This window comes from Corynebacterium sp. HMSC066C02 (assembly GCF_001814945.1).
In the GTDB taxonomy this organism is placed as follows: Bacteria; Actinomycetota; Actinomycetes; order Mycobacteriales; family Mycobacteriaceae; genus Corynebacterium; species Corynebacterium aurimucosum.
In genome coordinates, this window is record NZ_KV818436.1 from 233,067 (window position 1) to 251,924 (window position 18,858).

The window sequence follows — 18,858 nt, forward strand, 5'->3', positions numbered from 1 at the left end:
GATACCGTTAATGCTTATGACTCATCCTTATCGTGAGGACTTAGCCGCTGATCCGCGCACCCAGGCTCTGGCTGTGCGCGATTTGCGTAAGTCCTTTGGTTCTCAGATCGCCGTTAACCACCTCAACCTGGACGTCCCGCGCGGTTCCATTTACGGGATAGTGGGGCCGAATGGCGCGGGTAAAACCACGATGTTGACCATGGCCTGTGGTCTCCAGCGCCCCGATTCGGGCCAGAGCTTCATCGCTGGTCACAATGTGTGGGAGGAGCCCATTCCCGCCAAGCAGGCCATGGGCTTGCTCATGGATGGGGCACCGGTCTTTGATCGCCTCACGGGCGCGGAGTATTTGCACTACCTCGGTGCTTTGCACAAACTGGAGCGCACCGAGTCGCTGCGCCGTGCGCAGGAGCTTCTCGACGCCCTCTCCCTCTCCGATGCCGCCGATAAGCGCATCGCGGATTATTCCGCCGGCATGACCAAGAAGATCCTCTTAGCAGGAGCCGTCCTGCACAACCCAGAGGTGCTCATCTTGGATGAGCCGCTGGAAGCAGTGGATCCGGTCTCTGGACGCCTTATCCAGCAGATGCTGCGCGCCTATGCCTCGCGTGGCGGAACAGTCATTTTGTCTTCACACGTCATGGAGCTCGTCGAGGGGCTGTGTGATCACGTCGCCATCATCAACGGCGGCCAAGTCATCACTGCGGGACACGTTGACGATGTCCGCCAGGGCCAAAGCCTGAGCGATCTATTTATCGCTGCCGTCGGCGGACGGGATCTGGATGCCTCGAAGTTTGGGTGGCTGCGCTCGCCAGCGGCAGGTGAGCGCGAATGACATCCACTCTGTTCAGCCTTCATCGCACTCTGTGGTGGCGAAGCGTTTCCTCCAATCCGGCGACGCTCATGATGGGGCTCATGATGCTGATTTACGGGGCGATCGGCCTCTTGTCGCTCGCATTCATGGTGTATTCCGATATCACCACCCCGGGCCACGGTTACCAAGCGCTGACCGTCGGGGTGGCAGGCGGCATGCTCATCTACGTTCTCCTCGCTCTCTTCATGCCGGCGGGGGAGAACCAATTGAGTCCGACAACTCTGGGCGCACTTCCGTTGACTCCCCGCGAGGTCCTTCCGGGCTTGTTCTTTGCCGGCCTGCTGACCACCCGTGCCATCATGTCGGTCGTCTTTTCCCTGGTGTATGCGATCATCGGCAGCATTTTCCTCATCCTGACGGGGCCCGGGTGGGCTGCAGCGCCCTTCGCCGTGGGCATGGTTTTATCGTGCGTGACGACCATCATCTTCGGCGAATGCCTTGGTCAAGTGGCTTCTGCCATCGCGGATTCCCAGAAATCCCGCACCCAGATCGCGGCGATGATCGTGATGGGCCTGCTGGTCTTTGGCGTGCTGCAAGCGCAGAGCGTCCTCGAGTCCTTGCCACCGCTTGATAGGGTCGGCGCCATCATGGCCTGGACCCCGTTGGGTGCCGGGGTGGGGTGGGCGCCCGCGCTTGCCGACGGCCACTTCCTCACCGCCCTAGCCCAACTACTGATCGCGGCGGCCAGCCTTGGCCTGCTGGGCTGGGTGTGGTCGCGCCAGATATCCAGCCTCATGCGCAATCCGGGAGCGGGTGGTGACGTAGCCAGCGAGGTGACAGGAAAGGGCGTGTCCAAGTTGGAGCTGGGCGCGTGGTCTTATTCCAGCCCTGCGGCGATGGAATATACCCGCGCGTTGCGTTATCTCACCCGTGATAAGCGGCAAACGGGCATGCTGTATATGATGCCTCTGTTTGGTGTGCTGACGCTCTATCAGTTGTGGCGGGGCGATGATTTCACCGCCTATTTTATGCTCTGTTTCAGCGCCATCGTGCTCTCTTCGCTCTTGGCTAATGATTATGGCTTCGATGGGCCATCGAATTGGGTCCACATGGTGGCGCCGGTTGCCCCACGCACCATCCTTCATGCGCGCCACCTCGCACACGTGACTATTCCTTTTCTTGGGTTCGTTCTGCTTGCCGTAGTGGTTCTTGTCTTTAGTGACAACTTCACCTTGGGCTTGTTGTGCACAGCTGTGGCCGTAGGCGTGTTTATCTCTACGGCGGCGGTGGGCTTGGGCCTGACCGTGCTGAACCCTTATCCCTTGTCCGCTCCTGGGCAGAACCGGTGGAACGATAAGTCTGGCTATTCTGCTGGTGCTTTCCTCACTGCGTTTGTCGGCATGCTGTTGGTGTGGGTGCCCGCGCTTCCCGGCATTGTGATCTCTGTCCTCGCTTACGAGCGTGGCGGATCACTGTTGTTTGTCGCAATGATAGTTTCGCTGCTGGTTCCGGCTCTTGTCTACGCCGGGGTCTGGCGGTTCGCCGGAAACAGGGCACAAGAGCGGACGCCGGAAATCTATGCCACGGTGAATCGCTATGTGAGTTAGGGGGCAGGACAGATAGAAAAAGCTCCCTCTCCTACCAGTTCAAGGTTTGAACTGGTAGGAGAGGGAGCTTCGTTTAAAGCGAAGAAGCTTTAGTTGGTCACCGGCTTGGCAGCGTGGCGGCCTTCGGAAACACCGCGGAGGTGAGCAACGCGGGAAGGCTCAATGTTGAGGGCGCGCAGCTCATCATCGGTCAGGGAAGCGTAGACGTTGTGAACAGTCTTCTGCTCATATGCCCAGTCCGGCTCCTCGTGGCCTACCGGCTTGTTACGGGCGGTCAGGGTGCGTACCTGGGAGAGCTTTGGCTGCAGAGCGTAAATGACCAAACCAAGGGCAATCAGGATTGCCAGGGCGAAGAGCCAAATCGTCTCCACGTGGCCCTTGTGGTTACCAAAGTTATAAGCAAGCAGGAACACGACGGACGTCCAACCAGCGATCTGTACGCCCGAGCGGCTGATCCGGGACCAACCAAAACCTGCGGACGGGACGTCATCGGTGGATACGCCGTCGAAAACCTGCGATGCCGGCTTGTGGGAAGACACTTGCTCTCCTTTGCGTGTACATGCAGCTCACCCTGCTTAGAACTCATTGATTCGAGCGAGCGCACGAAAAATGCCAGTTATTCTGTGTAGTAGTTTAAATGATCCTGCCGATAACCGCGATTAAACACCCCCGACTATCGCTAGTGCAGCGCTCACGACTCTTGCTTAGGTTGACCAGCTAGGGTTGACAGGGTGAATACCCAACGCATTCTTATTCTCGGCTCTACTGGCTCGATTGGCACCCAGGCTCTGGACGTTATTGCGGATAATCCCGATAAATTCACAGTCGTGGGTATCGCCGCCGGCGGTTCCAACCCACAGCTCGTCATTGAGCAGGCTCGTGCCCTCAACCTTTCGTTTGACCACGTGGCCGTCGCCAAGCCCGATGCGGCACGCACCGTTTCCGACGCCCTCGGTGGCACCGTGCTCTCGGGTCCAGACTCTGCCGAGGAGCTGGTCAAGGCAGTGGACGCCGATAAGGTCCTCAACGCGCTTGTGGGCTCCATGGGCTTGGCCGCCACCATCGCCACCTTGGAGAAGGGCGAACCATTGGCGTTGGCGAACAAAGAATCCCTCGTTGCCGGTGGTTCCATCGTGACCCGCTTGGCGGGGGAGGGCCAGATCATCCCGGTGGATTCCGAGCATTCCGCCATGGCGCAGTGCCTGCGCGCAGGCAGCGGCGTGGAGCTTGAGCACCTCGTACTCACCGCCTCCGGTGGTCCTTTCCGCGGGTGGGGACGCGAGGAGATGTGGGATGTCACCCCACAGCAGGCAGCACAGCACCCGACGTGGTCGATGGGGCAGATGAACACCCTGAATTCGGCGACTTTGGTGAATAAGGGGCTGGAGCTCATCGAGGCGACGCTGCTTTTCGACGTCCACCCGGACCTCATTGACGTCACCGTCCACCCCCAATCCATCGTGCATTCCATGGCCACCTTCACCGATGGCTGCACGATTGCACAATGCTCCCCGCCGTCGATGAAGCTCCCGATCTCCTTGGCACTGGACTGGCCGCACCGCGTGCCAGGCGCGCAGCCGGCGCTGGACTTTTCCACCGCGCATGAGTGGCGCTTCGAGCCGCTCGATGACGAAGCCTTCCCGGCCGTCCGCCTTGCCCGTGAGGTGGCCGCTGCCGGAGGCACCCACGCTGCCGTATATAACGCCGCGAACGAGGAGGCAGCAGCTGCTTTCCTGGCGGGCCGTATTCACTTCCCGGAAATTGTGGACGTGGTTAGCCACGTCGTGGGGCAGGCCTCAGAGTTTGCTGGTGTACCCTCTAGCGTCGATGATGTCCTCGCCGTGGAAGGTGAGGCCCGCCGTCGCGCTAATGCGATGGTGGATTCGCTCGCTCGTTAGAAAGCCCCGTAGTTTATGGCACATGTCCTCGGTATTATCCTCTTCGCTGTGGGGATCGGCATCACCGTTGCCTTACACGAGGCAGGCCACATGTTTACTGCCCGTGCCTTCGGGATGCGGGTGCGGCGTTACTTCATCGGTTTTGGGCCGCGCGTCGCCTCTTTTACACGTGGCCACACCGAGTATGGCCTTGCGGCATTTCCGGTAGGTGGCTTTTGCGATATCGCGGGCATGACGGCGCAGGATGAGTTCCTCACGGAGGAAGAAGCGCCCTATGCCATGTACAAAAAGCCGGCGTGGCAGCGCATCATCGTGCTGGCCGGTGGTATCACAGTCAACCTGCTGTTGGGATTCATTATCCTGTTGATGATCGCAATGACCACGGGCTTGCCCAACCCAGACGCGGATGTTCGCCCGCGTGTAGGGGAGGTCTCCTGTGCCGCGAATCAGAATGCCGAGGGCGAATTAGAACCCTGCCAGGGGCTGGGCCCAGCCGGCGAAGCGGGTGTGGAACCAGAGGATATCGTTGTCGCGCTCAACGGCGAAACGATGGACTCCTTCGCGCAGCTTCGCGATACCGTCATGAACTACCCCGGTGACACCGTCACCCTTACCGTCGAGCGGGATGGTGCACCGCGTGATTTCGATATCACGCTTGCAACAGTGACCCGGCTCAACGCGGAGGGGCAGCTGGTGAAGGTCGGCGCCATCGGCATGACCAACCAGATTATCGATATCAGGGAGACCTACTCCTTTGTCGACGCTATCCCGGCCACCGCTCGCTATTCGGGAAATGCCTTGAACGCCACCGTCCAGGGCATCGCCCAATTCCCGGCAAAGATTCCGGGTGTGGTGGCTTCTATCTTCGGGCAGGAGCGTGACGTCAACGGGCCCATGTCCGTGGTGGGTGCCTCCCGCGTGGGCGGCGAGTTGGTCGAGCGAAGCCTGTGGTCCTCCTTCTTTATGATGCTGGCCACCCTCAATTTCTTCCTCGCGCTGTTCAACCTCATTCCGCTTCCGCCTTTTGACGGCGGTCACATCGCCGTCATTTTCTACGAGAAGATTCGTGATGCCCTGCGCCGTCTTATGGGCAAGGAACCGAAGGGGCCGGCGGATTACACCAAGCTCATGCCGGTGACCTATGCGCTGGCTTTTGTTCTGATGGCGGTGGGTGCGCTCATCATGATTGCGGACGTGGTCAACCCAATTCGGCTGTTTGGCTAGTGATCTAGCTGCCTGCTCCCGCTGTCGTGCGCGGTGCTAGAGTAGGGGCGTTAAAACCCAATTAGCAAGGAGCACACATGTCGACCCCTATTGGTCTTGGTATTCCCGACGGCCCACCCCCCACCTTGGCGCCGCGCCGCAAGACGCGTCAGCTCATGGTTGGCCAGGTTGGCGTGGGCTCTGACCACCCCATCTCCGTGCAGTCGATGACCACGACGAAGACGCATGACGTCAACGCCACCCTTCAGCAGATTGCTCAGCTGACCGCCAGTGGCTGCGATATCGTTCGCGTGGCTTGTCCGAAGACGGTGGATGCGGAGGCTTTGCCGGCAATTGCGCAGAAGTCTCCGATCCCGGTGATTGCCGATATTCACTTCCAGCCCAAGTACATCTTCGCCGCCATCGATGCCGGCTGTGCCGCTGTCCGCGTCAACCCGGGCAACATCAAGGAATTTGATGGCCGCGTCAAGGAGGTAGCAAAGGCAGCCGGCGATGCTGGTATTCCGATTCGCATTGGCGTTAACGCAGGCTCCCTGGACAAGCGCATCATGGAGAAGTACGGCAAGGCCACCCCGGAGGCTCTTGTTGAATCCGCACTGTGGGAGGCTGGCCTCTTTGAGGAGCACGGTTATGGCGATATCGCCATTTCCGTGAAGCACAATGACCCGGTCGTCATGGTGGAGGCCTACCGCCAGCTCGCCGCTCAGTGTGACTACCCGCTGCACCTCGGTGTTACCGAGGCCGGCCCCGCATTCCAGGGCACCATCAAGTCTTCGGTCGCTTTCGGCGCCCTGCTTGCCGAAGGCATCGGTGACACCATCCGCGTGTCCTTGTCCGCGGACCCGGTCGAGGAGATCAAGGTCGGCGACCAGATTCTGCAGTCCCTCAACTTGCGCCCGCGTAAGCTGGAGATTGTCTCCTGCCCGTCCTGTGGTCGCGCACAGGTGGACGTGTACAAGCTGGCCAACGAAGTCACTGAGGGCCTTGACGGTATGGAATTCCCGCTGCGCGTGGCCGTCATGGGCTGCGTGGTGAATGGCCCAGGTGAGGCCCGCGATGCGGACCTCGGTGTAGCTTCCGGTAACGGCAAAGGCCAGATCTTCGTTAAGGGTGAGGTCATCAAGACCGTTCCTGAATCCAAGATTGTGGAAACGCTCATCGAAGAGGCAATGCGTCTGGCAGAAGAGCAGGGCTTGGAAGCCGTGGAAGGCGCCAAGGCTGAGGTTCGCGTTACCAAGTAGTCCACCTGCGGTGTGGGGCGGCCGTCGGGCCGCCCTTGGCTGCTACGCTGCCCAATCATGAAGAAGTTCGTGGCGCTGCTCGGTGCGGCAAGCATCGCGGCGTCGTCATTGGTGGGGTGCACCCCCAAGCCGGTGTCCGCGCGCCCAGTTGCTGAGCAATTCCTGGAAGACATGGAAACCCGCAATAACAAGGACTTGGCGCAGCTTGTCGATGATGGCACGACCGCCACGAACACTCTTGACGCAACCTTCGCGGGCCTGCAAGCAGAGGGGCTCGACGTTGAATTGACCGGGGTTGATCAGCAAGAGGCCCAAGCCACCGCGCACTATTCGGTGACGTGGAACCTGCCGCGCAATCGTTCCTTGCGCTATGACACCTCGATGGCCTTGACCCGCAAGGAGAAAGACTGGACGGTTCGCTGGCAGCCCAGCATTATCCATCCTGATCTCGGCGCGCACCAACACCTCGAATTGCGCTCAATAGCGCCGAAACGCGCCGGCGTGGTCTCCTCCGATGGGGTGGAACTCATGTCTCCGGGCTTGCAATACCGGCTCGTCGTCGACACCGACGCCGTCGACGATCCCCGCCCCGTCGCCGCGAAAGTGTCCGGCGCGCTGAGCCAGGCGCACCGGGAGGATGATTCCTTCCCCGACATTGATTCCGGAGAGCTCGCCAAGAATCTCGAAGAAGTCGATGGTGCTTATTCGGTCACCATGCTCAATGAGGCTCAGGCAGCGCGGCTGCGCCCAGTCCTGGAGAACCAGAAGGGGATTCGCTTCAACGAGGAGCCCGCGCTTATCACGCGCGATTCTGGATTGGCCCCGGATATCCTCGCCCGCGTGCGGACGATGGTCTCTGAGGAGGTCGACGGGACTAATGGTTGGTCCGTCTCGGTAGTCAACGAGCACGGCGCCGCGCTTTCCGACGTCGAGTATCACGAACCCGAGGCAGCCCCTTCCGTCAAAGTTTCGCTGGACTATGACGTCCAGCGTGCCGCTCAAGAAGCGGTCAATCTGCGCCCCGAGTACGAGGCCATGATCGTGGCCATGCGCCCCTCGACGGGCGAGATTCTTGCCGTGGCCCAAACTCCAGAAGCGGATAAGAAGGGCGATATTGCCCTCCAAGGACAGTTCCCTCCCGGATCGGTGTTTAAGATCATTACGGCCTCGGCGGGCGTCGACAAGCAAGGCCTTTCGCCAGACTCCATCGTGCCGTGCCCCGGAACCATGGACCTGTATGGGCGAACCGTGACCAACTACAACGGTTTCTCCCTCGGCTCGGTGCCGCTGCGCCAAGCCTTCGCGCAATCTTGTAACACCACCTTCGCGCAGATCTCGACGGACCTGCCGAAGGGAGAGCTGCGCGATGTGGGCAAGCAATATGGCTTAGGCATCGACTATGAGGTGCCGGGGCTGTCGACGCTTACCGGCTCCGTCCCCGAGGGCGAGACTCCTCTGGAGCGCACGGAAGCTGGCTATGGTCAGGGCCTGGACCTTGTGTCTCCCTTTGGCATGGCCCTTGTCTCTTCGACAGTTGCGGCAGGCAAGACCCCGACGCCAACGCTCATCGAGTCACGCGAAACCAAGGTTTCCGAGGAGGTCCCCGCGCCCAGCGAGGAAACCCTGGCTCACGTGCGTGACATGATGCGCCAAGTAGTGGCGAGCGGTACCGCCGCAGGAATGCAGGCCCAGGGGACCGTCTACGGCAAGACCGGTGAGGCGGAAATCAACGGCGGCTCGCACGCCTGGTTCACCGGATTCCGGGATGATGACATTGCGTTCGCAACACTCGTCGTTTTGGGTGGTGGCTCGACGATTTCGGTCAACATCACTGATAATTTCTTGCAGCGTCTGGACACCCTCCGCGCGGAAGGCCACGGCGAGGTTGCTCCCGCACAAGAGCAGTAGCGCGCGCTCATAAGCGCGCCAATGGTGCTCTTTGTCGGGTGCTGGGGAAGAGGGCTACCATGAGTAGTTATGACTAAGCGCGCGATGCTGAAACAAGAAAAAGATACCCCAATCCGCAAGGTACCGAAGGATATTGAGCGCCCCGAGTACGTGTGGAAGGACACGGTTCAGGAAGCTCAGGGCGAGCCATTCGTGCAGACCCCGGAGGTTATTGAGGCCATGCGTGAAGCCTCCCGGATTGCCGCCAACGCCCTTCAGGAGGCGGGAAAGGCTGTGGCTCCCGGTGTGACCACGGATGAGATTGACCGCGTTGCGCACGAGTACATGTGTGACCACGGCGCATATCCGTCGACGCTGGGATACCTGGGTTTCCCGAAATCCTGCTGTGTTTCCCTCAATGAGATTGTCTGCCATGGCATCCCGGATACCACGGTGATTGAGGACGGTGACATTGTTAATATCGATGTCACTGCGTTCAAGAATGGTGTCCACGGCGATACCAACGCTACTTTCCTTGCTGGCAACGTCACCGAGGAACACAAGCTGCTGGTAGAGCGCACCAAGGAAGCGATGATGCGCGGCATTAAGGCCGCTAAGCCGGGCCGTGAGATTAATGTCATCGGACGCGTCATCGAGTCTTATGCTCACCGCTTTGGCTACAACGTGGTCACTGACTTTACCGGGCACGGCGTAGGCCCTACCTTCCATAACGGGTTGGTTGTGCTGCACTACGATTCCATGACCTACCGAGACATCCTCGAGCCTGGAATGACCTTGACCATCGAGCCGATGATTAACCTGGGCTCGCTGGATTATGAGATTTGGGATAACGGCTGGACCGTCCAGAACACGGATGGAAAGTTCACCGCTCAGTTCGAGCACACCATCGTGATCACCGATGACGGCAACGAGATCCTCACCCTGCCGGATGAGGCCTAGCGTTTAAGCGCAGGCGTTTAAGCGCTAGGCGCCTAAACATTGCCAAAAAGAAACAAAGCCCTCCACCTCCCGTGCGGTACACGGTGGGGCGGAGGGCTTTGTACTGCCAGTAAAAGCGTGAACTAGAAAGAGACGTTCTTGATGGCCTGGCCAACGTAGTCCGGGATAACGCCGGAGTACACAGCGTAGTTGTAGGCAGCAACAGCGGACGAAACAGCAGCAGCGGCAACCATAGCGATGGTGCCACCACGCCAGAGGTCCAGCCACTGCGGAACCTTCGAGGGGTTCTTGGTGGAGCCGAAGGCGTCAGCACCATTACCGGTGATGTTGCCGTCGGTTACGCCGCCCAGCTTGGAGGAAAGGGAGCCCTCGCCCTCAGAAGAGAGTGCGGAAGACATCTCGGAGGAAGTAGCATCCTTCTTGAGCTCCTCCTGAACCTGCGCGTCGGTCAGGCCGGAGCCCTCAACGGCCTCAGCGGCGGAAGCAACAGTGGTGCCAGCGAAGGCGACGGTGACGGCGGTTGCAGCAGCAACGGCGGCGGTGCGGAATTTACGCATCTTGAGAAAAGCCTTTCAAAAAGTGGGTTAGAAGGGGGAAGGGGAGAACTACATGCCGAACTTGAGGTAGTTCAGTGCCGGGCCAACCAGACCACCGGCGATGGTGATGATGGTGGCGACGATGCCGATGCCAGCCAAGGCCTGTGCCCACTTCGGCTCGGTGGAGATAGAAGAGTTCTGGCCGAAGATGTTCTGACCGTTGGCTTCCTTCTCAGCCTCGAGCGCCTTGCCCAGTGCGGAGGAGCCGCCTGCCTTCTGGGTGCCCTGCTGCTCACCAGCGGATGCGGAAGAGTTGGAAGTGGAATCGTTGCTGCTGCCCTCTGCAGCGGCAGCAACGGTGGTGCCGCCGAATGCAACAGCGAGAGCGGTAACACCGGCAATGGTGGCCTTGCGAATGCGCATAGTGTGAATCCTTTTAAACCTCGTAGGAACTGGAGTAACTATAGGGTGCCCCAAGTCACTTGAGCGATTCTAGCGTAAACATTGACAGGATTCACTGGAACGGCACCACTCTTAGATGTTTACTTGAGGCCGCCAAATCCCCCTGTCGGGCACACCACTGTAGCAATTCACTCAGCAATTATTAAGAGAGTTAGAGTATCTCCACAGTTCATCGGTGCCTAGGCATGCAAAAGCGCCCACCCCCACGATGCGAGGATGGGCGCTAATGAAGTGCGCTGAGTCAGTCAGCGTACCCGCAACTTAATTAGCGGCGGAAAATCGGGTCCAGCACGTGTGCCGGAACGATGTTGTTGTACACAGCGAAGTTGTAGGCAGCGAACAGGGCGCCTGCAATTGCGGTGCCGAGGGCAGCGTAGGTGCCGCCACGCCAGATCTCAGCCCACTGCGGGTTATCCTCGGCGCGCTTCTTGCCGAAGAGGTCCTCGCCGGTGACCTTCCTGTCCTTCTCGGTAGCGGTGCCCCACTTGGAGGACAGGGTCTCGTCGGAGTCGTCTTCCTTGACCTTGTCGTATGCGGAGGACAGGTTGGAAGAGGAGGTGTTCTCGGTCTCGTTGTCCTCTGCAGCGAAGGCAACGGAGGTGCCGGCGAAAGCAACGGAAGCGGCGGTTGCAGCGGCAACGGCAGCGGTGCGGAAGTTACGCATGAAATTTAAACCTTTCGGAAAAAGTGTGTAAGGGAGACGTCTTAGAAGGACGGGCCGTGGACGAAGAAGTTGTACACAACGCCGATGAAGCCAGCTACGGAAGCGATGGCGCTAGCGATGCCCAGGCCGTAGAAAGCCTTGGCCCAAGCCGGCTGGTCGCCGAGAGTGGTGCACTCTTCCTCGGTCTCGTCAGCATCGCAGTTCTCGTGCTTGGAGGAGCCGAAGATGGCGCGGCCGTCAGCCGCAGTGCCCTTGTTGTCGTTCTCATTAACGTAGAACCAGTCACCAATCTTGGAGGACAGGGAAGCCTCGGAGTTGGTGTTGTCCTCAGCGGAGGAGGAGCCGTTGTCGGTGGAAGCGGAAGAGTTGGTGTTCTCCTGAGCGGAGCCGTTGGCGTCCTCAGCGAAAGCGACGGTGGAGCCGCCGAAAGCAACAGCGAGAGCAGTAGCGCCGGCGATGGCTGCATTGCGGATACGCATATCAAAAGTCCTTAGAGTCGTACGTGCAAAGCCTCCAGAGTAGGAGGCTTTGATTTACAGGGATAGGGATTATTTTGGTATCCCCAAAACACACTGAGCCGGTAGAGAGTATCGGCTCGTTCCGGTGTCTGTAATTAACCTAGCCAACGGTCAGGCAAAATGCACGTCAGTTTGAGTCTTCTTTTAAGCCCTCACGGCTATCACCCCCAAAATGGGTGAAATTCTGAAAGGGTGCTGACAGATGTTGTTGGTGTTAAAAAGTGCTTGTAGTGCGGTTCAGGGCTTTTGGTGAAATTAGTTTAATCGCAATGTGAAAAAGATCACTCAATCCGATGTAACTTTCACTCCTGCCACTCTAGTCCCAAAACTGCGTTTTCCACTACTTCTGGCAGTGCCGGGTGGATCCAGTATTGCGAGCGAGCGAACTCGCGTATATCAAGGTCGTAGACCATGGCAGTGATCAACTGCTGTATAAGAGTGGACGCTTGTGGGCCCATGATGTGGGCGCCGAGGAGCTTGCCGGTGGCACGATCGGCCACGAGCTTGCAGATGCCCGTTGCGTCTTCCATAGCCCATCCATAGGCAACGTCGCCAAAGTTCTGCACCTTCACCGTGACGTCATAGCCCTCTTCGCGGGCTTGTGCCTCAGTAAGTCCCACCGTCGCAATTTGCGGGTGGGTGAAAATGGCAGCGGGGATGTGCTCGTGCGGCATGGGACGGAGGTCTTCAGGATGCAACAGATTGTGCTGTACCGCTCGTTGCTCCGCATTGGCTACGTGCTTGAGCATGTAAGGAGAGGAGACATCGCCGAGCGCCCACACGCCCTCGCAGGTCGTGCGACCAAACTCGTCGACCTTGATGCGCCCGTCCTCGTGCATTTCAATACCGCTGGTAGAAAGATCCATCTGATCGCCGTTGGGCTGGCGGCCGGTGGCCACGAGGATGGCTTCCGCCTCCACGACATCACCGTTATCCAAGGTGAGGCGTACACCGTCTGCGGTTTCCTCTAGTGCTGTGGCGGTGCCAATGCGTACGTCGAAACGTTCGCGTGCGATGTCGTTGAACCGGGAGCTTAAGTCTTCGTCAAGGAACCGGAGGAACTTCTCCGAGCGGTTGACCACGGTCACTTCCGTCCCCAGGCCGTCGAAGACGTGGGCAAATTCCATGGCGATGTAGCCGCCACCGACCACGATGAGGCTACGCGGCTGCTTCTCAAGCCGCATGATGTCCTCGTTGGTGTGGACCGGCACGAAAGAGCTGGCATAGGGTTCGGGCAGTACAGGGCGTGAGCCGGTAGCAATAACAATATTGTCACCGGTGATGATGTCATCGCCCGCTTGCAGGGTTTTCGGTCCGATGAACCGAGCATGTTGATCAAAGACTGTAATATTGGGCGTTTCCTCGCCACGGCGGTACTCTTCGCCGCCGCGGGCGATCTGATCGATGCGGTTGTGGAATACGCGCTCGACAATGCCGTCCCAATCCACAGCATCCACGTGGGCGCTGAGCCCAAGACGGGTTGCCTCGCGCGCGGCGAGTGCCACGTCGGCAGCGTAGACGTACATCTTCGTTGGGATGCAGCCCACGTTGAGACAGGTTCCGCCGAAGGTTCCCTTTTCGATGACGGCGATGGATTTATCGTCGAACTCAGGGGAGGGGATTGAATTTCCCGACCCAGTGCCGATGATGACGAGGTCAAAGTGCTGTGCGGAAGTCATGCCGACCATTCTAGAGGCTGCCTAGCCGCAACCCGTGCAGGCCGAAAAGCGCGAGGTGGGCGAGTCTAATCCGTCTCAAGAGGGGCCACGGCGCGCAACCATTCCGCGGCGGTGGAGAATGCTTCCTGCAGCGGCTCGGGGCGGGAAAGAAAGAGATCGTGGCGCCCATTATTTACAACGTGGAGCGTGTAACGGGCGCTGAGCTCCTTGGCCCATCGCTGGCTCTGGCGTACGTCCACAACAACATCGGCGGTGTTAGAGGATTCGCTATAAGGCTGATTGAGTTCGGAGCGTCCTGAAGTCATGGTCAGCAGCGGGAGTCCCATGTTGATGCGGCCGGAATGGATCGCGTCGAAGCCATGGAAGACCGCTGCTACCCAGCCCAGGTATTTCGGGTGCCCGCCCAGTGGCTTGAGGCGACGGTCGAAATCCCAGTCGCCCTGCTCCTCGGCATGGATAGATTCCCCGTAGGCGGTGAGATCGCCCCCGGGAATTTCGATCCGCGGAGCGATAGCGGCGCCAGCGAAGATTACGTGCTTGAGCACCTCATAAGTTTTATCCGCTATTCTCATCATGGCTAACCAGGGGCTGTTGAACACGACACCAGAGATTCGATCGAAGCGCTCACGGTCCTGGCGGCGAAGGCGATCAAGCCAGAGCGCGGTGATGGTGCCAGCGGTGGAGTGGCCCATGATGATGACACGCTGGTTGGGGAGGGCATCGAGGGCCGCGTTGAGATCAGCGTCGTAGTACTGCAAGTCGCTGATGTAATGCCAGGTCTGTCCGTCCCGTCGAGAGCGTCCGCACTTGCGCAGGTCGATAGCGTAGAAGGCATAGCCGAGCTCATAAAAGTATCGTGCCACGTGGTCGTGGAAGAAATAGTCCGTCATCCCGTGGACCCACAGTAAGGCGGGGCGGTCATCATGGGCATCGCCACGGGGGCAATAGCGCACGAGCGTCGCGCGGACATTGCCTTCACCGTCAGGGTCGGTGCCGAGTTCGAGTGGGGCGGCCTGGAAGTCGGGGCCGAGGATATCTTCTGACCATTCGAGTTCGTTATGCATCATGGGATTCATGATAGGTCGCGCTCCCAGAAGTGTCCGGCCCCGCAGAGCGCTGACGGGAAATGCCCTGCACCACAAATGGGGTAGCAACTTCAGATTCGGGCATTTATTTTTCCAGGAATGCCTATTTCGCACTAAGGGGCGTAAAGTGGAATTAATGCTTGACGGACCTCTCGTAGGGGAGGTCTGTATGCCGGTTTGCTTCCTAGCATCGTCGAGCGCTTTCTCACCGCGCCCTGTGTACCCACATGCGCAGGGCACTTGACCACAACGAATACATCGACTCAAAGAGGTAATAAGTACAGTGTCCTCCGATAAGAAGACAGCACAAGTAGTAGACGAGGTTGAGGTCGCACTCATTGGTGCAGGTATTATGAGCGCCACCCTCGGCGCCATGCTGCGTGAGCTCGAGCCCAGCTGGACGCAGATGGTCTTCGAGCGTTTGGACGGCCCTGCGCTTGAGTCCTCTTCCCCGTGGAACAATGCCGGTACCGGCCACTCCGCGCTGTGCGAGCTGAACTACACCCCAGAAAAGAACGGCCGCATTGATGTTTCCAAGGCTATGAATATCAATGAGAAGTTCCAGGTTTCTCGCCAGTTCTGGTCCCACCAGCTCAACAACGGCATCCTGACGGACCCGAAGGCCTTCATCAACTCGGTTCCGCATGTGTCCTTTGCACAGGGCTCCATCCAGGTGGATTACCTGAAGCGCCGCTTCGACGCGCTGAAGGATAACCACATGTTCCCGAACATGCAGTTCAGCGACGATGACGCCACCTTCCAGGAGAAGCTGCCCCTGATGTCCCAGGGCCGTGACTTCAACTCCCAGAAGGTTGCCATCTCGTGGACCGATGCGGGCACCGACGTCAACTTTGGCGCCCTGGCTAAGCAGTTCTTCACTGCGGCTAAGGCTGCCGGCACCGAGATCCGTTATGGCCACGAGGTCGTTGATATCAAGCGTGAGGGTTCCAAGTGGCGCGTGGTGGCAAAGAACCTCCACACCGGTGACTACCAGGCTGTCCACGCCAAGTTTGTTTTCGTTGGTGCCGGCGGTTACGCACTCGACCTGTTGCGCAAGGCTGGTGTCCGTGAGGTTTCTGGTTTCGCCGGTTTCCCGGTTTCGGGCCTGTGGCTGCGCTCCAAGAACCCGGAGCTGGTCAAGCAGCACCACGCAAAGGTTTATGGCAAGGCTGCTGTGGGCGCTCCGCCGATGTCCGTGCCGCACCTGGACACCCGTGTCATCGACGGTGAAGAAGGCCTGCTGTTTGGTCCCTACGGCGGCTGGTCCCCGAAGTTCCTGAAGAAGGGCTCCTACCTGGACCTGTTCAAGTCCATCCGTCCGGACAACATCACCTCTTACCTGGGCGTGGCAGCACAGGAGTTTGGTCTGACCAAGTACCTGGTCACTGAGGTTCTCAAGGACTTCGATAAGCGCGTTGAAACCCTGAAGGAATACGTCCCGAGCGCTGACCCGGCTGATTGGGAGACTGTTATCGCCGGCCAGCGTGTCCAGGTGATTAAGCCAGCGGGTGCACCGCAGTTCGGCTCCTTGGAGTTCGGCACCACCCTCATCAACAACCCAGAAGGCAGCATCGCTGGTCTGCTTGGCGCTTCCCCGGGTGCTTCCATCACCCCAGCCATCATGATTGAGCTACTGGAGCGCTGCTTCGGTGAGAACATGATTCAGTGGGGCGACAAGATCCAGGAGATGATTCCTTCCTACGGAACTAAGCTGTCCAAGGACAAGAAGCTCTACAACGAGATGTGGGAGTACACGCAGAAGACTCTGCAGCTGGACACCAAGTAATCTCGCTCTTCGCCCCGTCGGCGATTCCTCGCAGGTAATTCTCAGTAATTGGCAGGAAGCGTTCAGTGCACCGGAACGCTTCACCAAGGACAGCGCCCCATAATGATGGTGTGCGTTTGAGAGAGCGCATGCGAGAGAGATAGAGAGAACCCCAGCCACGCGGGGCGGTCGGCCTGAGAAACCGACCGGGAGCGTGGCAGTGAAAGATAGAGACGCACCGCCGCCCCGAGACTCCGTTTCCTTTCCTACGGAGACCTCGGGGCGGTGGTGTGTTTGCTTCTGTTTGCGCTCGTGGTTCTTAGGTTCCGCAGTAGGTGAGATAGCCTTCGGTGCCGCCGGGCTGCTCATACTCCGGCGCAGCATCAAAAGGATGCGTGGTGGCGTGCAGAAGACGGGCGAACTCTTCGGCATCGCCCAGAGCGCTTTCGACCAGCCGCGGCCGAGGAATCACGCGCGGCACGGTTCGCTCGAGCAGCACAGCGTCGGGGCTACTTGCGCAGTAGGCTTCAACGAAACTTCTATCCTTGAGGAGTTCATAGGCCGCCGCAGGCTCGCCCGCCGCGGCACTGACAAGGCTGCGGTTGGCTTGTGTGAGGTCCGGGGCGGCCTGCACGAGGGCAGCGTTGTAATCCTGGAAAAGCTCTTCGGGCATCTGTAGGCAGCGCTGTGCTTCCTGGTGACGCGCTCTTTCATAACGCTCGCCAAAGGTATCAATGGCCTCTTGAGCCCAGGTGAGGGCGGTGTCAGGGGAGTCGTCGATAAGCGGAAGCAGTGACTCCACCAATCGCGCAAGGTTCCAGCCCAACATGTCGGGCTGGCGCCCAAAGCGGTAGCGTCCCTGCGTATCGATAGAGCTAAACCAGGTGTTGGGGTCATAGCTTTCCATGAACGCGCAGGGGCCATAGTCAATGGTTTCGCCCGATAACGTGGTGTTATCGGTGTTCATTACGCCGTGAATGAAGCCCAGCTGCATCCACCCGGCGACCGTCGCGGCTTGTGCCTCCATGACGTGCGTGAACAGCTCCCGGAAGTCGGCGCCGGGGTAGTGGCGTTCACTGGTGTAGGCGGCAAGGCTTTCTAGTAGCCCAGGCACCTGCGAGTGCGCGGCGAAGTGGAAGGAACCAACACGAATGTGGCTCGCGGCCACCCGCACGAGAACCCCTGCCTCTTCCGCCATCTGGCGCTGGATGGGGCGACCGGTGGCGAGCACCGCCAGCGACCGAGTGGTGGGCACACCTAGGGCATGCATCGACTCGGAGAAGAGATACTCACGCAGCATTGAGCGCAGCGTGCCGCGCCCATCAGAGCCATAACGCGAGTAGGGAGTCAGCCCCGTGCCCTTGGCATGCAGATCCCACAGGCCCGTGGGGTTGTGAGCGGCGGTGGGGCCAGTGACTTCGCCCAAGAGGAGGGCGCGGCCGTCACCCATTGCCGGGTTATACTGCCCGAACTGAAAGCCCGCGTAGGCCATCGCGTGCGGAGTGACTGCTCCACGGCCAAGGAGGAACTCTATTCCGTCCTCGCTGCGCAGCCAGTCTGGGTCGAGGCCGAGCTCGGCGGCTAGGTGCTCATTGAGCGCCACGATTCGTGGAGCTGGCTGTTCTTCCCCGCGGCTTGCCGTGACCATCTGTGGCAGGCGTTGGGCAAAATCATTGTGCAGCTCAAAAGGCAGGGGCTGTTTAGTCATCGCGGGACCCCAGGGTTCCGCGCACGCGAATGTGGACGTTGCCGCCTACCCAGAGCTCGTCCCCGTCATCGTCGATAAAGACGCGGCCATCGCGTCCTATTTGGCTGCCTTGTGCCGCGGTATAGCGGGCAGGAACGGCGCCCTTGGCGCGGAGGAACTGGGCGGCTCCGCCATTGAAGGAACCGGTGACGGGGTCCTCGAATTGCCCGGTGATAGCGCGAACCTCGTAGGCCGGCTCCGTATCCCCGGTGAGGCCGACCACGCCGACCTTGACGCCGGGGGTGGGCGTGGGGCGAAGCTTCCGGACGGTTTCAGCAGATTCGAGCTGGACCAAGCGCCAGCCAGGCCCGTTGTCCACCCAGCCGGAGTCAACGATGCTCTCTTCATCGATTCCGAGTACGGCGGCTGCTTCGGAGCGCTCAGCCTCACTGAGCTCCCCGTGGCGCAGTAAGGGCGGGGTAGCGAAGGCGAAACGGCCCTCGTCCTGGCGCACGGCGACTAATCCGACACCGCATTCCTGAATCAGGGTCCCGCTCTTTCCTAATAGCTCCGCCGCGACGCGCGCACTGCCCAGCGTGGGGTGACCGGCGAAGGGGAACTCTTCGTGCGGGGTGAAGATTCGTATGCGGTAGTCCGCGCCAGGATCAGTAGGTGAGCACAGGAAGGTCGTCTCAGAGAAATTGGTCCAGTGTGCGATACGCTGCATTTCTTCGGTGCTCAAACCATCGGCATCCGCAACCACGGCGAGGGGATTACCGGTAAACGGCCCAGTGGCGAAGACATCTACTTCAAAGAATCGGTGCTGCATGAGGC

The 18,858-nt window shown here is 59.6% G+C and carries 17 protein-coding genes; 8 read left to right on the forward strand and 9 right to left on the reverse strand.

Annotated elements, in window-relative coordinates; all coding sequences use genetic code 11:
* Positions 1-10: 10 nt before the first annotated feature.
* On the forward strand, positions 11-832 hold the full coding sequence (locus HMPREF2996_RS02065; protein ID WP_070729842.1) for an ABC transporter ATP-binding protein: 822 nt from the start codon (positions 11-13) through the stop codon (positions 830-832).
* An 80-nt stretch (positions 833-912) separates the two neighbouring features.
* Positions 913-2,418 (forward strand): ABC transporter permease, encoded by a 1,506-nt coding sequence (locus tag HMPREF2996_RS02070; RefSeq protein WP_070729881.1) that lies wholly within the window; start codon positions 913-915, stop codon positions 2,416-2,418.
* Between the two features lie 89 nt (positions 2,419-2,507).
* Here the strand turns inward: HMPREF2996_RS02070 and HMPREF2996_RS02075 are convergent, their stop codons facing one another.
* Entirely contained in the window at positions 2,508-2,957 is a 450-nt protein-coding gene (locus HMPREF2996_RS02075) for a DUF2631 domain-containing protein (protein WP_070520063.1), read from the reverse strand.
* 192 nt (positions 2,958-3,149) lie between these two features.
* Here HMPREF2996_RS02075 and dxr point away from each other — a divergent pair, with 192 nt between their 5' ends.
* The 5 genes from dxr to map all read left to right on the forward strand — a co-directional run bounded on the left by dxr (position 3,150) and on the right by map (position 9,628).
* Complete coding sequence (gene dxr / locus HMPREF2996_RS02080) at positions 3,150-4,316, forward strand: 1-deoxy-D-xylulose-5-phosphate reductoisomerase (RefSeq protein ID WP_070729844.1); 1,167 nt, start codon at positions 3,150-3,152, stop codon at positions 4,314-4,316.
* Between the two features lie 15 nt (positions 4,317-4,331).
* Positions 4,332-5,540 (forward strand): M50 family metallopeptidase, encoded by a 1,209-nt coding sequence (locus HMPREF2996_RS02085; protein ID WP_070729846.1) that lies wholly within the window; start codon positions 4,332-4,334, stop codon positions 5,538-5,540.
* Between the two features lie 77 nt (positions 5,541-5,617).
* On the forward strand, positions 5,618-6,781 hold the full coding sequence (gene ispG / locus HMPREF2996_RS02090) for a flavodoxin-dependent (E)-4-hydroxy-3-methylbut-2-enyl-diphosphate synthase (protein ID WP_070445607.1): 1,164 nt from the start codon (positions 5,618-5,620) through the stop codon (positions 6,779-6,781).
* A 57-nt stretch (positions 6,782-6,838) separates the two neighbouring features.
* Entirely contained in the window at positions 6,839-8,689 is a 1,851-nt protein-coding gene (locus tag HMPREF2996_RS02095; RefSeq protein WP_070729848.1) for a penicillin-binding transpeptidase domain-containing protein, read from the forward strand.
* 69 nt (positions 8,690-8,758) lie between these two features.
* A complete protein-coding gene (gene map / locus HMPREF2996_RS02100) occupies positions 8,759-9,628 on the forward strand; it encodes a type I methionyl aminopeptidase (RefSeq protein ID WP_070527034.1) in 870 nt (289 codons plus the stop codon).
* 122 nt (positions 9,629-9,750) lie between these two features.
* Here map and HMPREF2996_RS12940 read toward each other — a convergent pair whose 3' ends face one another.
* The 6 genes from HMPREF2996_RS12940 to HMPREF2996_RS02130 form a co-directional block, all read right to left on the reverse strand.
* Complete coding sequence (locus HMPREF2996_RS12940; RefSeq protein ID WP_246822968.1) at positions 9,751-10,185, reverse strand: hypothetical protein; 435 nt, start codon at positions 10,183-10,185, stop codon at positions 9,751-9,753.
* A gap of 48 nt (positions 10,186-10,233) precedes the next feature.
* Positions 10,234-10,587, reverse strand: coding sequence for a hypothetical protein (locus HMPREF2996_RS02110; RefSeq protein WP_070643849.1), 354 nt, complete (start codon positions 10,585-10,587; stop codon positions 10,234-10,236).
* Between the two features lie 304 nt (positions 10,588-10,891).
* The gene (locus HMPREF2996_RS02115; protein WP_070445619.1) at positions 10,892-11,290 is read right to left on the reverse strand and encodes a hypothetical protein; all 399 of its coding nucleotides are present in this window, start codon (positions 11,288-11,290) and stop codon (positions 10,892-10,894) included.
* Positions 11,291-11,331: 41 nt separating this feature from the next.
* Positions 11,332-11,769, reverse strand: coding sequence for a hypothetical protein (locus HMPREF2996_RS02120; protein ID WP_070445621.1), 438 nt, complete (start codon positions 11,767-11,769; stop codon positions 11,332-11,334).
* 341 nt (positions 11,770-12,110) lie between these two features.
* A complete protein-coding gene (gene mtr, locus HMPREF2996_RS02125; protein ID WP_070729850.1) occupies positions 12,111-13,496 on the reverse strand; it encodes a mycothione reductase in 1,386 nt (461 codons plus the stop codon).
* Between the two features lie 56 nt (positions 13,497-13,552).
* On the reverse strand, positions 13,553-14,554 hold the full coding sequence (locus HMPREF2996_RS02130; protein ID WP_070711409.1) for an alpha/beta hydrolase: 1,002 nt from the start codon (positions 14,552-14,554) through the stop codon (positions 13,553-13,555).
* A 301-nt stretch (positions 14,555-14,855) separates the two neighbouring features.
* Here HMPREF2996_RS02130 and mqo point away from each other — a divergent pair, with 301 nt between their 5' ends.
* On the forward strand, positions 14,856-16,358 hold the full coding sequence (gene mqo / locus HMPREF2996_RS02135; protein WP_070711408.1) for a malate dehydrogenase (quinone): 1,503 nt from the start codon (positions 14,856-14,858) through the stop codon (positions 16,356-16,358).
* A gap of 298 nt (positions 16,359-16,656) precedes the next feature.
* Here mqo and HMPREF2996_RS02140 read toward each other — a convergent pair whose 3' ends face one another.
* A complete protein-coding gene (locus HMPREF2996_RS02140; RefSeq protein WP_070729852.1) occupies positions 16,657-18,045 on the reverse strand; it encodes a protein adenylyltransferase SelO family protein in 1,389 nt (462 codons plus the stop codon).
* A complete protein-coding gene (locus HMPREF2996_RS02145; RefSeq protein WP_070445631.1) occupies positions 18,038-18,853 on the reverse strand; it encodes a PhzF family phenazine biosynthesis protein in 816 nt (271 codons plus the stop codon). The genes HMPREF2996_RS02140 and HMPREF2996_RS02145 overlap by 8 nt, the downstream gene beginning before the upstream one ends.
* Positions 18,854-18,858: the final 5 nt, after the last annotated feature.

What these genes read in the sequence shown, in the direction of transcription:
- HMPREF2996_RS02065 (WP_070729842.1), top strand. Translation starts at nt 11, where the DNA reads ATGCTTATGACTCATCCTTATCGTGAGGACTTAGCCGCTGATCCGCGC.
- HMPREF2996_RS02070 (WP_070729881.1), top strand. Translation starts at nt 913, where the DNA reads ATGATGCTGATTTACGGGGCGATCGGCCTCTTGTCGCTCGCATTCATG.
- HMPREF2996_RS02085 (WP_070729846.1), top strand. Translation starts at nt 4,332, where the DNA reads ATGGCACATGTCCTCGGTATTATCCTCTTCGCTGTGGGGATCGGCATC.
- ispG (WP_070445607.1), top strand. Translation starts at nt 5,618, where the DNA reads ATGTCGACCCCTATTGGTCTTGGTATTCCCGACGGCCCACCCCCCACC.
- HMPREF2996_RS02095 (WP_070729848.1), top strand. Translation starts at nt 6,839, where the DNA reads ATGAAGAAGTTCGTGGCGCTGCTCGGTGCGGCAAGCATCGCGGCGTCG.
- map (WP_070527034.1), top strand. Translation starts at nt 8,759, where the DNA reads ATGACTAAGCGCGCGATGCTGAAACAAGAAAAAGATACCCCAATCCGC.
- HMPREF2996_RS12940 (WP_246822968.1), bottom strand. Translation starts at nt 10,185, where the DNA reads ATGCGTAAATTCCGCACCGCCGCCGTTGCTGCTGCAACCGCCGTCACC.
- HMPREF2996_RS02110 (WP_070643849.1), bottom strand. Translation starts at nt 10,587, where the DNA reads ATGCGCATTCGCAAGGCCACCATTGCCGGTGTTACCGCTCTCGCTGTT.
- HMPREF2996_RS02115 (WP_070445619.1), bottom strand. Translation starts at nt 11,290, where the DNA reads ATGCGTAACTTCCGCACCGCTGCCGTTGCCGCTGCAACCGCCGCTTCC.
- HMPREF2996_RS02120 (WP_070445621.1), bottom strand. Translation starts at nt 11,769, where the DNA reads ATGCGTATCCGCAATGCAGCCATCGCCGGCGCTACTGCTCTCGCTGTT.
- mtr (WP_070729850.1), bottom strand. Translation starts at nt 13,496, where the DNA reads ATGGTCGGCATGACTTCCGCACAGCACTTTGACCTCGTCATCATCGGC.
- HMPREF2996_RS02130 (WP_070711409.1), bottom strand. Translation starts at nt 14,554, where the DNA reads ATGATGCATAACGAACTCGAATGGTCAGAAGATATCCTCGGCCCCGAC.
- HMPREF2996_RS02140 (WP_070729852.1), bottom strand. Translation starts at nt 18,045, where the DNA reads ATGACTAAACAGCCCCTGCCTTTTGAGCTGCACAATGATTTTGCCCAA.
- HMPREF2996_RS02145 (WP_070445631.1), bottom strand. Translation starts at nt 18,853, where the DNA reads ATGCAGCACCGATTCTTTGAAGTAGATGTCTTCGCCACTGGGCCGTTT.